Annotated in this window: 13 protein-coding genes; 9 read left to right on the top strand and 4 right to left on the bottom strand. The window is 66.1% G+C overall.

The features are described 5' to 3' along the window. The first annotated feature begins 10 nt into the window (after positions 1–10). The 4 genes from AC1DRP_RS03805 to AC1DRP_RS03820 are packed head-to-tail and all read left to right on the top strand — an operon-like array spanning position 11 to position 3,748. Complete coding sequence (locus tag AC1DRP_RS03805; protein ID WP_476767825.1) at positions 11–1,534, top strand: HAL/PAL/TAL family ammonia-lyase; 1,524 nt, start codon at positions 11–13, stop codon at positions 1,532–1,534. Continuing rightward, positions 1,531–2,160 carry an ABC transporter permease gene (locus AC1DRP_RS03810; RefSeq protein WP_441492715.1) on the top strand — a complete coding sequence of 210 codons (630 nt, stop codon included), beginning with the start codon at positions 1,531–1,533 and terminating at the stop codon, positions 2,158–2,160. Before AC1DRP_RS03805 ends, AC1DRP_RS03810 begins: the two co-directional genes overlap by 4 nt. After that, positions 2,160–2,792 carry an ABC transporter permease gene (locus AC1DRP_RS03815; protein ID WP_441492716.1) on the top strand — a complete coding sequence of 211 codons (633 nt, stop codon included), beginning with the start codon at positions 2,160–2,162 and terminating at the stop codon, positions 2,790–2,792. The genes AC1DRP_RS03810 and AC1DRP_RS03815 overlap by 1 nt, the downstream gene beginning before the upstream one ends. Beyond that, entirely contained in the window at positions 2,792–3,748 is a 957-nt protein-coding gene (locus AC1DRP_RS03820) for an ABC transporter ATP-binding protein (protein ID WP_476767826.1), read from the top strand. Before AC1DRP_RS03815 ends, AC1DRP_RS03820 begins: the two co-directional genes overlap by 1 nt. Here AC1DRP_RS03820 and AC1DRP_RS03825 read toward each other — a convergent pair. Together AC1DRP_RS03825 and AC1DRP_RS03830 are read right to left on the bottom strand one after the other, a co-directional pair. After that, positions 3,745–4,566 carry a phosphate/phosphite/phosphonate ABC transporter substrate-binding protein gene (locus AC1DRP_RS03825; protein WP_476767827.1) on the bottom strand — a complete coding sequence of 274 codons (822 nt, stop codon included), beginning with the start codon at positions 4,564–4,566 and terminating at the stop codon, positions 3,745–3,747. The genes AC1DRP_RS03820 and AC1DRP_RS03825 overlap by 4 nt on opposite strands. Beyond that, positions 4,566–5,573 carry an ornithine cyclodeaminase family protein gene (locus AC1DRP_RS03830; protein WP_476767828.1) on the bottom strand — a complete coding sequence of 336 codons (1,008 nt, stop codon included), beginning with the start codon at positions 5,571–5,573 and terminating at the stop codon, positions 4,566–4,568. The genes AC1DRP_RS03825 and AC1DRP_RS03830 overlap by 1 nt, the downstream gene beginning before the upstream one ends. Before the next feature lie 220 nt (positions 5,574–5,793). Between AC1DRP_RS03830 and AC1DRP_RS03835 the strand changes: the two genes are divergently transcribed. Beyond that, positions 5,794–7,236 carry a lipopolysaccharide biosynthesis protein gene (locus AC1DRP_RS03835; protein ID WP_476767829.1) on the top strand — a complete coding sequence of 481 codons (1,443 nt, stop codon included), beginning with the start codon at positions 5,794–5,796 and terminating at the stop codon, positions 7,234–7,236. A gap of 6 nt (positions 7,237–7,242) precedes the next feature. Here AC1DRP_RS03835 and AC1DRP_RS03840 read toward each other — a convergent pair whose 3' ends face one another. Further along, positions 7,243–7,965 carry a fused DSP-PTPase phosphatase/NAD kinase-like protein gene (locus tag AC1DRP_RS03840; RefSeq protein WP_476767830.1) on the bottom strand — a complete coding sequence of 241 codons (723 nt, stop codon included), beginning with the start codon at positions 7,963–7,965 and terminating at the stop codon, positions 7,243–7,245. A 154-nt stretch (positions 7,966–8,119) separates the two neighbouring features. Here AC1DRP_RS03840 and ppa point away from each other — a divergent pair, with 154 nt between their 5' ends. Next, on the top strand, positions 8,120–8,656 hold the full coding sequence (ppa, locus tag AC1DRP_RS03845; RefSeq protein ID WP_441492722.1) for an inorganic diphosphatase: 537 nt from the start codon (positions 8,120–8,122) through the stop codon (positions 8,654–8,656). A 108-nt stretch (positions 8,657–8,764) separates the two neighbouring features. Here the strand turns inward: ppa and AC1DRP_RS03850 are convergent, their stop codons facing one another. Further along, complete coding sequence (locus AC1DRP_RS03850) at positions 8,765–9,640, bottom strand: HpcH/HpaI aldolase/citrate lyase family protein (RefSeq protein ID WP_476767831.1); 876 nt, start codon at positions 9,638–9,640, stop codon at positions 8,765–8,767. Positions 9,641–9,740: 100 nt separating this feature from the next. Here AC1DRP_RS03850 and AC1DRP_RS03855 point away from each other — a divergent pair, with 100 nt between their 5' ends. The 3 genes from AC1DRP_RS03855 (at position 9,741) to sdhC (ending at position 13,259) form a co-directional block, all read left to right on the top strand. Next, positions 9,741–11,453 carry a serine/threonine dehydratase gene (locus AC1DRP_RS03855; RefSeq protein ID WP_476767832.1) on the top strand — a complete coding sequence of 571 codons (1,713 nt, stop codon included), beginning with the start codon at positions 9,741–9,743 and terminating at the stop codon, positions 11,451–11,453. A gap of 180 nt (positions 11,454–11,633) precedes the next feature. After that, positions 11,634–12,707 (top strand): MaoC family dehydratase, encoded by a 1,074-nt coding sequence (locus tag AC1DRP_RS03860; RefSeq protein WP_476767833.1) that lies wholly within the window; start codon positions 11,634–11,636, stop codon positions 12,705–12,707. Positions 12,708–12,863: 156 nt separating this feature from the next. Further along, positions 12,864–13,259, top strand: a complete 396-nt coding sequence (gene sdhC, locus AC1DRP_RS03865) for a succinate dehydrogenase, cytochrome b556 subunit (protein ID WP_441507429.1) — start codon at positions 12,864–12,866, stop codon at positions 13,257–13,259. Positions 13,260–13,262: the final 3 nt, after the last annotated feature.

Below are 13,262 nucleotides of genomic sequence, written 5' to 3' on the forward strand. Positions count from 1 at the left end.
GATGGAGCTGGTGCAAGCGGCCCCCGCCGTCGTCATCGGTGCCGGGCCGCTTTCGATCGAACAGGTCCATGCCGTCGCGCATGATGCTGCGCAGATCATGCTGGCTCCCGCGTTGCATGAGCGGCTGAGCGGGGCTCGCGCGGTGGTCGAGCGCAGCCTCGAACGCGGCGAGGCCGTCTACGGCCTGACGACCGGCCTCGGGGCTGCGGTCGATACGCGGCTGGCGGCGGATCAGATTGCTGCCTTCCAGCAGCGGGCCGTTCGGGCGCGGGCTGTCGGGGTCGGGCATTGCCTGTCACGGGCCGAGGTGCGGGCCGTACTGCTGGCGCGGCTTGCCGGTCTTGCGCAGGGCGCGTCGGGCATCTCGCCGGGCCTTGTCGGGACGCTCGCTGCGATGCTGAATTCCGGGGTTCATCCTGTCGTCCGACGCATCGGCTCGCTGGGTGAGGCCGACCTCAGCTCGCTGGCCCAGCTCTTTCTGCCGCTGACAGGGGAGGGCGAGGCCGAGTTCGACGGGCGGATTCGGCCCGGCCCCGAGGCCATGCGCCTGGCCGGCATAGCGCTTCCGCCCCTGGGGCCGAAGGACGGGCTCGCGCTGCTCAATGCCAATGCCGAGAGCGCGGGCCTGGCGGCGCTCGCGCTTCGCGCCATGACCATGGCGCTGCAGGCGCTGACGGTGGCAGGCGCGCTCTCGCTGGAGGCCTACCGCGCCAATCTCTCGCCCATCGCCAGCAATCTGGTCGCCCTTCGGCCGGTGCCGAGCCATGTCACTGGCGCGGCGAAGTTGCGCGAACTCCTGGCCGGGAGCGATCTCCTCGATGAAGGCGCTGCCAGACGCGTGCAGGACCCGCTGTCCTTTCGCTGCCTGGCGCCCGTGAACGGAGCCGCATCCGCAGCGCTCGATACGGCGCGGGCGCTCGTCGAAGTCGAGCTCAACGGGGCCGGCGACAGCCCGGCGGTGCTCATCACCGAGGATGTCCTGCGTTCGACCGTCAATTTCGACACGACGGCTCTCGCACTCGCGCTCGAGGGGCTCGGACTGGCAGTCGCCCACGCAGCGACGATCTCGGCGTTCCGTATCACCAAGCTGATGTCGCCTGCGTCCAGCGGGTTGCCGCGCTTCCTGACACGCCATGGCGGCACGCATGCGGGGTTTGCGACCACGCAGAAGACGACCGCAGCCCTGGAAGCGGAGATCCGCCATCTCGCCCTGCCGCTCGGCCCGATGACCATGCCGGTTGCCGATGGTGTCGAGGATTACGCGCCGATGACGCCGCGCATCGTCGCAAAGACGGCGATGATCGCCGAGCACCTGGCGCGGCTTGCTGCGATCGAACTCGTCGTGGCCGCCGAGGCCGCCGATCAGCGCGAGGGCATCAGGCTCGGCGTCGGCACCACTCTCGCACTTGGCTTCGTCCGCGCCCATGTCGCCCGGCTCGACGATGACCGGCCGATGGGGCGCGAGTTCGAGGCGCTGGCCGAACGCCTGGCGGCGGGAGAGCTTGCCGCAGCGTTTTCGGACCTGCCGGCATGACCTGGATCATTGAGAATTACGACCGCCTGCTGATCGCGCTCTGGGAGCATATCCAGCTCGTTGGCATCGGGCTCGCGATCTCGCTCGTCATCGGCCTGCCGCTCGGGATCATCTCCGCGCGGCGGCCGACGTTCTACCTCGTCGTGCTGTTGATTTCGGGCGCCCTCTACACGGTGCCGGCACTGGCGATCTTTGCGCTGTTGATTCCCATCCTCGGGCTGGGCTTTGGCCCGGCGATCGTTGCGCTCGTGATGTATGCCCTGCTGATCATCATCCGGAACACGGCAACCGGCCTGCGCGAGATCGCGCCCGAGATTCTGGATGCCGCCGACGGCATGGGCTATGGCCGCTGGCGTCGGCTTTTCGCCATCGAGCTCCCGCTGGCGTTGCCGGTGATCATCGCCGGCATCCGCATCACGGTCGTCACCATGGTCTCGGTCGCGACCGTGGCCGCCTTCATCAATGCCGGCGGCCTTGGCGACATCATCTTCCAGGGCATCACCCAGGATTTCGGCGAGAAGGTCGTCGTCGGCGCGATCATGACCTCGCTGCTTGCCATCGCCTGCGACGAGATCTTGCGTCGGCTCGAGCTCGGCCTGCGGGCGGCCCAGGCGGAGGGCGCCTGATGCTCGGCTGGATCTCCGCCAATCCCCGCATCTTCTGGACAGCGGTCGAGAATCATCTCTGGCTTTCGGGCGTGGCGCTTCTCGCCGTGGTGCTGATCGCACTGCCGCTCGGGCTTGCGCTGACGCGTCATCGCAGCTTCGCCAATTCGGCGATCGCGATCGTCAACATCCTGCGCACCGTGCCGAGCCTGGCTTTGCTCGTCATCATGCTGCCCCTGCTCGGCACCGGCTTCCTGCCGTCTGTGGTGGCGCTGACGCTGTACGGCCTGCCGGCCCTGCTGCTCAACACCTATACGGGCCTGAGCGAAGTCGACCGCGACATCGTCGAGGCGGCGCGCGGGCAGGGACTTTCGGATGCGCAGGTGATGACGCGGATCGAGATCCCGCTGGCGCTGCCGGTGATTTTTGCGGGCATCCGCACGGCCGCCGTGCAGGTCGTCTCGGCGGCGACGCTCGCGGCCTTCATCGGCGGCGGCGGTCTCGGCGAGCTGATCACTGCCGGCATGGCGAATTTCAATTTTCCGCAGCTGATTGCCGGAGCGGTCGCGGTCGCCTTGCTCGCGCTGCTGGTCGAGATCGGTTTTGCGAGCGTCGAGCGCGCTATGACGCGTTCCGCGCGAATGGGGGCCTGATGATCCGTCTCGAGAATGTCAGCAAGCTCTTCCCAGGCATCGCGCGTCCCGCGGTCGACAGCCTCGATCTTTCTGTGCCCGAAGGCCGGACCTGCGTGCTGATCGGCCCATCCGGCTGCGGCAAGACCACGACAATGCGGATGGTGAACCGGCTGATCGAACCGAGTTCCGGCCGGATCATCGTTGGGGGGGAGGATGTCACCCAGGCCGATCCGGTGCTGCTTCGCCGCCGCATCGGCTATGTCATTCAGCAGGTCGGCCTGTTCCCGCACATGACCATCGCCGAGAATGTCGCGACCGTGCCCAAACTGCTGGGCTGGCCGGCGGAGAAGATCAGGTCGCGCTCGGAGGAGATGCTGGCACTCGTCGGGCTGGAGCCCGCGCAGTTCCTGGCGCGCTACCCGCGCCATCTCTCCGGCGGACAGCGCCAGCGTGTCGGGGTGGCGCGCGCCTTGGCTGCCGACCCGCCGGTCATGCTGATGGACGAGCCGTTCGGTGCCGTCGATCCCGTGGTGCGGGGACGCCTCCAGGAGGAGTTCGTTGCGATCCTGCGCCGGCTGAAGAAGACGGTGATCTTCGTCACCCATGACATCGATGAAGCGATCCGCATGGGCGATGTCGTCGCCATCATGAAGGATGGCGGCCTGGTGCAGTATGACACACCCGACCGCCTGCTGGCGGCTCCGGCTGACGCATTCGTCGCCGATTTCGTCGGTGCTGACGCCGCGCTACGGCGCCTCTCTCTGGTCAGCGCCGCAGATGCGGTCGAAGAGGGAGCGCCAGAGGTTTCCGACCTGCGGCTTCCGGCATCGGCCAATCTGCGCAACGTGCTCTCCGCGCTTCTGACCGAGGGGCGAGACGGCGCGACCATCGTCGATGGCGACAGCCGGCCGCTCGGGCGTATCACGCTTGCGGCGATCCGGGCGCGCAGTGCCGGGCGCCCGGCCGAACCCTAGCCCGGCCGACCATATCCGGCGGCTTCCGCCCTGCGTGCATCCTCGAGCAGCACGTCATAGGTGCTGCGTTCCATGGCTGCGAAACCGGAGAGCTTCAGGCGAGGCAGCAAAGCCTGCGGCTGCGGCTGGGCTGCAGCGTCGAGCAGCGCATCGCGAAGGTTTGCAAGTGGGGCCGCGTCCAGCGTGTCCGAGGCGACCAGGAGCGGCATCGGCCTTGGGAGCGTCGTCTCGATGATCCGCAGCCGTACAGCGGTTTCGGGCTCATGCGCGAGCAACAGGTCGTGAAAATACGAGTCGAGCGGACCAATATCGATTTCGTCGTTGAGCAACGCGGCAATCACCCGGCGCGGCGTCAGAAGCGGGCCGATGCTTTGCCGATACAACGGCCCGGCCTTCCAATGGGGGAGCAGGTGGCTGCGCAAGGCGTTGAACCCGGACTGGGAGTGCTCGACCGTCCAGCCAAGGCGCTGACCGAAGCTCCCGGCGAGCGTGGCGATCGGGCTTTCGGCGCGGGTGACGAGATGAGTTGCATAGAAGGGCCGCCCGCCCGCAAGCGCTGCGGCCGGGATCGGAGCCGCGATCGGCTGCACGGGAAAGCGACCGCTTGCGAAGGGGTAGCCGCAGATGAAGGCGAGGCCGAGATCGCCGCGTCGCCAGAGGTCCTCCAATGGAGCCGGTGCGGCATGGTCGACGACAGTCAGCGGCACCCCCGACCGGCTTGAGATCCAGGCGAAGAGATCGGTCCAGGCAGCACGAACCGCCGGGTTGACGGCATACATCCGCGCATTGGCGACAAGGTGCGGTGTGGCAGGGTTCATCAGGCGTAACGCAGCCTCTGGCCAATCCCCATGCGCCCGGCCTTCTCCAGCATGAAATGGCCAAGCGCGATGTCGGAGAGCGAGAGCCCGCGATGCCAGAACAGGATGGTTTCGTCGTCACTCTCGCGGCCGGGCTTCAGCCCGGCGACGATTTCGCCCATCTCGGCATGAAGGGTCGCCTCCGAGAGCTTGCCGGCCTCGACATGGGCGCGCAGCGAGCCGAACTGGCCCGATCGGCACTGGCCCCAGTCGTCGACGACGAGCTTGCTCATGATATCGGTCAGCGAAAGCTCGACGGCACTCATCGTGCCGTAGGGCACGACGAAAGCGCCTGGCTTGATCCAGTCCGTCCTCAGCAGTGGCTCGGGAGCATCGAGGCGCGAGGCTTCGACAACGATATCGGCGCCGTCGACGCAGGAGCGCCAGTCCTCTGTCACCGTGACGGGCTTGCCGAGATCAGCTGTGAGCCGTGCTCCGAAAGCCTCGCGGCTTTCCTGTCGGCGGGAATGCACCCGGATCTCGTCGAAGTCGAACAGCGAGTCGAGCAGGCGCACGTTCCAGTAGGCCGTGYCGCGTGCCCCGATATGACCCAGCACCTTGGCACCCTTGCGCGCAAGGTATTTCGCGCCGATGGCTGTGACTGCGCCGGTGCGCATATCGGTGAGATGGCTCCCGTCGATGATGGCCCTGGGCACGCCATTGGACGGGTCCATCAACAGGAGCAGGCCAAGCTCCGAGGGCAGGTCCTCCTTGTAGTTGTCGACGAAGTCCCCGATCACCTTGACGCCCGCCAGATTGATCGGCGCCCGAAACGCGCCCCTCAGCACGTTGAAATGACCACTGCTGCCGCCTGGAATCAGGTGCATGCGCGGTTCGATCACGGTTTCCCCGCGTCCTTGCGCCGCGAGCCCAGCCTCCACTGCGGAGATGATCTCCGGGTCGGTCAACCCTAGTGCCTCGACGTCCAGCGCATTCAGGAAATCGAGGTGGATGGGGGCGCGCGTCATGGGATCAAGCCTCTCAAGCTGTGAGGGAAACACTGACCGGGACGTCCTCAGATGACAATGGAGCTCAGTTAGAACGCTGATAAATGACGGGTTTTGCCACTTTTCCGCCACAGCTCGCATGGTAGCGAGAACCCTCCCCGGCGCGACCAGCGAAAGTGCCTGCAAATTTACCGTGCGTTAACCATACCGGCGCAGCGTGCAGCCTGCGGAGTGAAGCGACGTGATCGAAGGGGTTGATCGCGAGCGAACTCCGGCAGGCGAGCGCCACGGCCCCCGGTCGAGCGAAGACGACCTGCCCGACATCCCGACCGGGGACGTGGATATGGCTGCGCAACTCGCACTGGACAGGGGCGGCTTTGCAGCGGCCGCGTCGGCGCCCGTTCCGGCCGAGCCGATCGCGGCCGATGGCTCTCCCGTCAGGCGCACCGGTCTCCGCAACGGCTTGATGCTGGCGCTGCGCTTCGTCCAGGCGCGGATTCTTTCGGTATGGGGCCTGCTCTTCGCAGCGGCCCTGTGCCCACCCAAGGTTTTCGCGGATTTCGCGATCTTTTCGGCGCTGGCCAATTTCGTCGCGATCGCAGTTCTGCTGCGCTTCGAGGCCGTGTTCTTTCAGAGCAATGACAGGGTGCGTCTCGGCAGGGCGTTTCGACTGGCCTTCGCTGCGGGACTGGTTTTCCTTGCCGGGATGACTGCGGCAATCCTGTTCGCGGCGTCCGCGGGCTGGGTCCTGCGCGGCTTTGGTGCGCTCTTCCTGATTTCGTTGGCCAGCCGTGCGGCCATCAGGCTGATGACCGCCGAGGCGACCGCCGAGGGTGATTTCACGACGATCGGCAACAGCAATGTCGTGCAGGCGATCGTCCAGCCGGCCATGATGATCCTGCTGATCTGGCCGCTCGGCCCGACGGCGCTTGCGCTGTTCGCCGCCGATGCCTTCGGCCACGCGATGGCTGCGATCTACCTGGTCTGGCGCCGTCACAAGGCGCTGATCGGCTTCGTGAGGCTGCGCTGCTGGTCGCACCGGGAACTGATGGAGTCGGCGATACGCTGGCGCACGGCGCCGACCTATCTGCTGCCCTCGGCGCTGCTGTCCTTCGGTTTCATGGTGGCGCCGCTGCTGGCGCTGCCCTTCGCCGGCAACGCCCTTCTGGCGGCGCATGTCGCCCTTGCCATGCGCCTGCTGGAAATGCCGATGCAATTGTTCAACGCGGCGGTCACGCCGCTGGCGATGAATGATCTGCGCAAGCGCGAGGGAGCGGATCGGCAACATTGGGCCCGTCGGATCACCATGGGCATGGTTGCCATTGTCGTCGTGCTCTTCGCCGGCGTCGCCATCGCCGCACTCGGGGCCGACTACGTGCTCGAGGGCACGCAATGGGAAGGGGTCGGCGAGACCATGGCGCTGCTCTCGCTGTTCTATGGCTGCAGTACCCTGGTCGGACCGCTGCACGAGATCGGTTCACTGTCGCTGTATCCGCGACGGCAGATGATGACGAATGCGGTTTCGCTGGCCGGTGCCGCGTTGGTTATGTGGTGGTTCGGGACTTTGTCGGTGGCGCTGCTCACCGCGATCGGATGCGTTTCGTTCGCGCGCATGATGGCGCATATCCAGTTTACCTGGACGCGGATGGGGGGCGCTCCTGCCCTGCCGCGTGCGGCGCGTTGAGCAGGTCTACTCGCGCCGGATCAGGCGGTCGGCGATCAGCGAAGACAGAAAGCCCGTCTTGAAGTCTCTCTCGAGCACCTCGGGATCGTAGCTGCGCTCGACCCAGTCGAGGAAGGCGATGCCCTTGGCCTCGCCCTCGCGGGCATAGGCTTCGAAGAACGCGTCGAGGATCCCGGTCTTGGCGAAGCGGAAATGGCCGTAGCGCAACGAGAGCTGTTTCATGGCTTCGTCGAGCGGGCGGTTCTCGTGCACCAGCAGATAGAGCGCCGAGAAAAAGCCAGCCCGGTCCGCGCCCGATTTGCAATGCACCAGCGCAGGTTCCTTCAGGCCCTCGAAGAAGGCCTTGGAGCCGAGGATCGTCTCGCGGTCAGGTGCACCACGCGAACGCAGCACGAATTCGACCAGTGCGATGTTGTGACGTTCGCAGGCTTCGCGCTGCAGCGGCCAGGCGCCGTGCTCGCGACCGCCGCGCAGGTTGACGATCGTCTTGACGCCCTGGCGGGCGAACCAGGCGACGTCGGTGGGCGCGGGCTGGGCGGCCCGCCAAAGGCGCGGCGTGACCCGGTGGGCATTGAGATAGGCCAGGCGGAAGATGCCATGATCGACCAGCAGCATGTTGGCCCAGGCGCGCAGCCGGTCGACCCGGCCGGTAAGCGGCCGGTCCCAGCGCGCGATGCGGGCCATTCGCCGCGCATAACGCTGATCGTTGCGGCGCAGCAGGTTCAACACCACAAAGTTCCATCCTTGATCATCTGCAGCCCGATATCAGTGGGAAGTGCCATGCGCAAACCCTGATGCCCCGTCCGCCTAAAGGTCGGGCTTGGACTTTTGCGCTACAGCGCGCATAAGGCGCGCCAGTTTTTTGTCTCAACAGGTATGACCCATGCGCCTAGATGCCATCTCCATCGGCAAGAATCCGCCCGACGAAGTCAATGTGGTCATCGAGGTGGCCATTGGTGGCGAGCCGATCAAGTACGAGATGGACAAGGAAGCCGGCACGCTCTTCGTCGATCGCTTCCTCTACACCCCGATGCGTTATCCCGGGAACTACGGTTTCATCCCGCATACGCTGTCCGAGGATGGCGACCCCTGCGATGTCCTGGTCGCCAATACACGCCCCCTGATTCCCGGCTCCTACATCGCGGTCCGGCCGATCGGCGTGATGATGATGGAGGACGAGGGCGGCGGTGACGAGAAGATCATCGCCGTGCCGGTGCCCAAGCTCACCAAGCGCTACGAGAACGTGCACAACTACACCGACCTGCCGCAGATCACGCTCGACCAGATCCAGCATTTTTTCGAGCACTACAAGGATCTCGAGCCCGGGAAATGGGTGAAGCTCACCGGCTGGGGTGACGCCACCAAGGCAAAGCAGCTCATCGTCGAGGCGATGGAGCGGGCAAAGAAGGCCAAGGGCTGAGGCCAGACCCCGGTATTCGCCATCATGGCCGGGCCTGTCCCGGCCATGATCTCATGCCATCACCCAGATCGAGACGGGCCTCCGGCGCAAGGCCGGGTATCGCGCAGGTTACGCCGCGATCGCCTCGCTCAGCGCCACGACGCGCCTGGCCATCTCGGCATGAAGCCGCTCGACCATGCGGCCGTCGAGCTGGATCGCGCCCTTGTCGGCATTCTCCGGCTGTTCGAAGGCGGTGATGATCGCCTTGGCGCGGGCAAGCTCATGATCATCCGGCGCGAAGGCGGCGTTGGCCGCAGCGACCTGTGAGGGATGGATCAGCGTCTTGCCATCGAAGCCGAGATCGCGGCCCTGCGCGCATTCGGCCGCAAAGCCATCCTCGTTCTTGAGATCGTTGTAGACGCCGTCGACGATGTCGATGCCATGGGCACGGGCGGCGAGGACGGCCGTCACCAGCCAAGGCAGCATCGGCGCACGGCCGGGCACGAAGCGAGCGCGGGTTTCCTTGGCGAGATCGTTCGTGCCCATCACGAAGCAGGCGAGCCGCGTCGAGGGATCCTTCGCCGCCGCGGCAATCCGCGCCGCGTCCAGGACGGCGAGCGGCGTTTCGATCATCGCCCAGATCCGGATGGCCGGATCGGCCCAAAGGCCGGTCAGCTTGTGGCCGATCTCGATCAAGGTCTCGGGGGCCGACACTTTCGGGATCAGGATCGCGTCGGGCCTGGCCTCGGTCGCTGCGGCGAGGTCCGCTTCGAACCAGGGCGTGTCGACGCCGTTCACCCGAATGACCAGTTCGCGCCGACCATAGCCTCCGGCCTTCACCGCGGCGCAGACCTGCTCGCGCGCCATGTCCTTGGAATCCGGGGCGACGGCATCCTCCAGATCGAGGATCAGCGCATCGGCGGCAATCTCGCGAGCCTTTTCAAGCGCACGGGCATTCGAACCAGGCATATACAGGACGCTGCGGCGTGGGCGGATCGCTGTCATGGGATACTCCTTAACGACGGCTGATCGAATTTCGCTGCAGTGCACACTAGACGTGACTGCAATGCAACGACAGTTCATCGAAAGGTGAAGAGGGGGGCGAATGGGCTGGATCGCCGGCGTCGACGGCTGCAAGGCGGGCTGGATCGTTGCGATCCTGGGCGACGCTACGCCCCTGCGTCCGCAGTTGCGCGTGATCTCGCATTTCTCCGAGCTCTTTGCGGGATCGGCGCCGCCCGATCTCGTGGCGGTCGATATGCCGATCGGCCTGCCGGACCGGATTGTCGGCTCCGGACGTGGCCCCGAGCAGGCGGTGCGCAGCCTGCTCGGCGAGCGGCAATCCTCGGTGTTCTCCATTCCCTCGCGCTCGGCAGTCCAGGCTGCAGAGTATCTGGAGGCTTGCGGCGTGGCCGTCGCGACCTCCGAGCCACCGCGCAAGGTCTCCCAGCAGGGCTTCTTTCTGTTCCCAAAGATCCGGGAGATCGACGGCTTGTTGAGGCGGGAGCCACTGTGGCGCGAGCACGTCTATGAAACCCATCCCGAACTTGCCTTTCGGACGATGCGCGGCGCTCCTCTTCTGAGCCCGAAGAAGGTCCGGGGGGCGATCAACCCCGAGGGCATGGCCGAACGACGGGCACTTCTGATCGCGGCAGGCTTGCCGGTCGAGAGCGTTCACGCACGGCCGCCGCGGGGAGCTGCTGCAGACGATATGCTGGATGCGTTCGCGGCGCTGATCGTCGCCAGGCACATCCGGGGCGGGCGTGGAAAGCCCTTCCCCGATCCGCCGGGACGCGATAGCCACGGGCTTCCCATCGCGATCTGGACCTTCGCGCCGGATCGCCCAGCCTATCAGGATCGCGCCATGTCCGACCGTCCGGTGTCCCATTCCATGATCGAGGCGGCTGCCGCGCGCATCGCTGGCCATGCTCGCGTGACGCCGATCATGCGCTTGGGCAAGGGGGCGCTCGGATCCGTGGGGGACATCTCGCTCAAGCTCGAATGCCTGCAGCATGCGGGGTCCTTCAAGACGCGCGGCGCCTTCAATAACCTGCTGTCTCTGCCGGTGCCTGCTGCCGGGGTTTCTGCTGCATCCGGGGGCAACCACGGTGCGGCGGTGGCCTATGCGGCGCGCGAACGCGGCGTGAAGGCGACGATCTTCGTGCCGGAGATTTCGCCCGCGGCCAAGATCGAGGCGATCCGGCGCTTCGGCGCGGAGGCCGTGGTCGGCGGCGCGCAATATGACGATGCGCAGGCTGCCTGCGATCGCTTCGTCGCGGAAACCGGCGCGCTCAAGATCCATCCCTTCGCCGCGGTCGAGACCATCGCCGGTCAGGGCACGCTCGGGCGCGAGTGGGATTTGCAGGAGCCCGATCTCGATACGGTGCTTGTCGCAGTCGGTGGCGGCGGGTTGATCTCGGGAATCGCCTCCTGGTTCGCAGGATCGAAGGTCAAGGTGGTCGGCGTCGAACCCGCGGGCTCGCGTGCCTTGCAGGCGGCGCTCGAAGCCAAGGGACCGGTCGCGGTCGATGTCGCCTCGGTGGCCGCGGATTCGCTCGGCGCCCGCAATGTCGGCCAGCTGGTCTATGACGCCTGCAAGGACACGGTCGATCACGTTGCGCTCGTGCCGGATGCCGCCATTACCGAGGCGCAGGCGCGGCTCTGGCGCGATTTCCGGCTGGCCGTCGAGCCCGGTGGCGCGGCCGCCTTCGGCGCGCTGGTCTCGGGAGCCTACAAGCCGGCGCCGGGCGAGCGCCTGGGCGTTCTGGTCTGCGGCGCGAATGTCGATCTCGCCAAGCTGCAGGCGATTGTAGCCTAGGCTGCGTGCCTCTTCCTGTCGCGGCGCGGCGGAGGGCCGCGAGGCTCGTTCGATGAATGGTCGACGCTCGGCCGACCATTCCGGGCGTGCGCATTACCCCATCGTCGCAGCGGCTCGGGGCTGGACGCAGAGTCTCACGGCAGCGCACAATCCGCCTGCCTAACCAGACGCGAGACGCCGATGTCCCAGACTGCGACGCTGCCCGCTTCCAAAACCAGCCCTGGCCGCTTTTTCGAGGATTTCCGGCTGGGCGAGACGATCGTCCATGCCACGCCACGGACCGTGACCAGCGGCGACGTCTCGCTCTATACGGCGCTCTATGGGTCGCGCTTCGCCGTGCAGTCTTCGGACAGTTTTGCACGCGCGGTAGGATATCCCGCGGCGCCGGTCGACGATCTGCTGGTCTTCCACATCGTCTTCGGCAAGACGGTGCCGGACGTCTCGCTGAATGCCGTCGCCAATCTCGGCTATGCGGATGGGCGCTTCCTCAGGCCGGTCTATCCGGGCGACACCTTGTCGACCACCTCGGAGGTGATCGGCCTGAAGCAGACCTCGGCGGGCGATGCCGGCATCGTCTATGTCCGCTCGATCGGCCGGAACCAACTGGGCGAAATCGTGCTGAGCTATGCGCGCTGGGTGCTGGTGCGCAAACGCGAACCGGGAGCCCCGGCGCATGCCGAGCAGGTGCCCGAACTTCCGAAGGTCGTCGCTCCCGAAGAGCTTGGCGAGGGCTGCCCGACACTCGATCTCACCGCCTATGACGATGCGCTCGCGGGCTCGGCGTTTCGCTGGGGCCATTATGCGGTCGGCGAACGCATCGACCATGTCGACGGCATGACCGTGGAGGAAGCCGAGCATCAGCTTGCCACCCGTCTCTACCAGAACACCGCAAAGGTGCATTTCGACGCCTACGGCGCGCGCGAGACGCGTTTCGGCAAGAGATTGATCTATGGCGGCCATGTCATCAGCCTGGCCCGTGCCCTATCGTACAACGGTCTCGGAAACGGCCTTCACATCGCGGCGATCAATGGTGGCAGGCATGTCGCGCCACTTTTCGCGGGCGATACGGTCTATGCCTGGAGCGAGGTGCTGGAGAAGGCCGAGTTGCCGGGCCGCAGCGATGTCGGCGCCCTGCGTCTGCGTCTCGTCGCGACCAAGAACCTGCCTTGCGGGGAGTACCCCTTGAAGCTGGGCGATCAATATGCCGGTGGTGTCATCCTCGATCTCGATTATTGGGTGCTGTTGCCGCGCTGACGCGTAAGCATAAAGTTACAGATTGAGATTTATGTAACCACCGATTCGCTGCCTCGCATTGCAGCGCGGGAACGGTTTCTATAGAGAGCCAATCACTCTAGAACCATTCCCAAATGGATCGGGCCCCCGGCGGGCCGCAGAGTCGGAGAGTTCACCTTGGCCCAAACCAAACCGATCGCGCGCCCGCTTTCGCCGCATCTGCAAATCTACCGCTGGTCCTGGACCATGGCGATGTCGATCGCGCATCGCGTCACCGGCTCGGCGCTCTATGCCGGCACGGTCCTCATCGCCGCCTGGCTCGTGGCCGCCGCCTCGGGGCCGGGGGCCTATGAAACGGCTCAGGCGATCGCCGGCTCCTTCCTGGGGCGCCTCGTGCTGTTCGGCTATTCCTTTGCGCTGCTGCACCACATGGTCGGCGGCCTGCGCCATTTCGTCTGGGACATGGGGTACGGCTACGACCCCGAGACGCGCATGAATATGGCGAAGTACAGCGTCTTCGTCTCGGCGGGCCTGACGATCCTGCTCTGGATCGTCGCCTACGCGATGCGCTGAGGA

Source organism: Allobosea sp. 01N443 (genome assembly GCF_056399325.1).

Coding starts and splice junctions, on each gene's coding strand:
- AC1DRP_RS03810 (WP_441492715.1), top strand. CDS start 1,531: ATGACCTGGATCATTGAGAATTACGACCGCCTGCTGATCGCGCTCTGG.
- AC1DRP_RS03815 (WP_441492716.1), top strand. CDS start 2,160: ATGCTCGGCTGGATCTCCGCCAATCCCCGCATCTTCTGGACAGCGGTC.
- AC1DRP_RS03820 (WP_476767826.1), top strand. CDS start 2,792: ATGATCCGTCTCGAGAATGTCAGCAAGCTCTTCCCAGGCATCGCGCGT.
- AC1DRP_RS03825 (WP_476767827.1), bottom strand. CDS start 4,566: ATGAACCCTGCCACACCGCACCTTGTCGCCAATGCGCGGATGTATGCC.
- ppa (WP_441492722.1), top strand. CDS start 8,120: ATGCGCCTAGATGCCATCTCCATCGGCAAGAATCCGCCCGACGAAGTC.
- AC1DRP_RS03850 (WP_476767831.1), bottom strand. CDS start 9,640: ATGACAGCGATCCGCCCACGCCGCAGCGTCCTGTATATGCCTGGTTCG.
- AC1DRP_RS03855 (WP_476767832.1), top strand. CDS start 9,741: ATGGGCTGGATCGCCGGCGTCGACGGCTGCAAGGCGGGCTGGATCGTT.
- AC1DRP_RS03860 (WP_476767833.1), top strand. CDS start 11,634: ATGTCCCAGACTGCGACGCTGCCCGCTTCCAAAACCAGCCCTGGCCGC.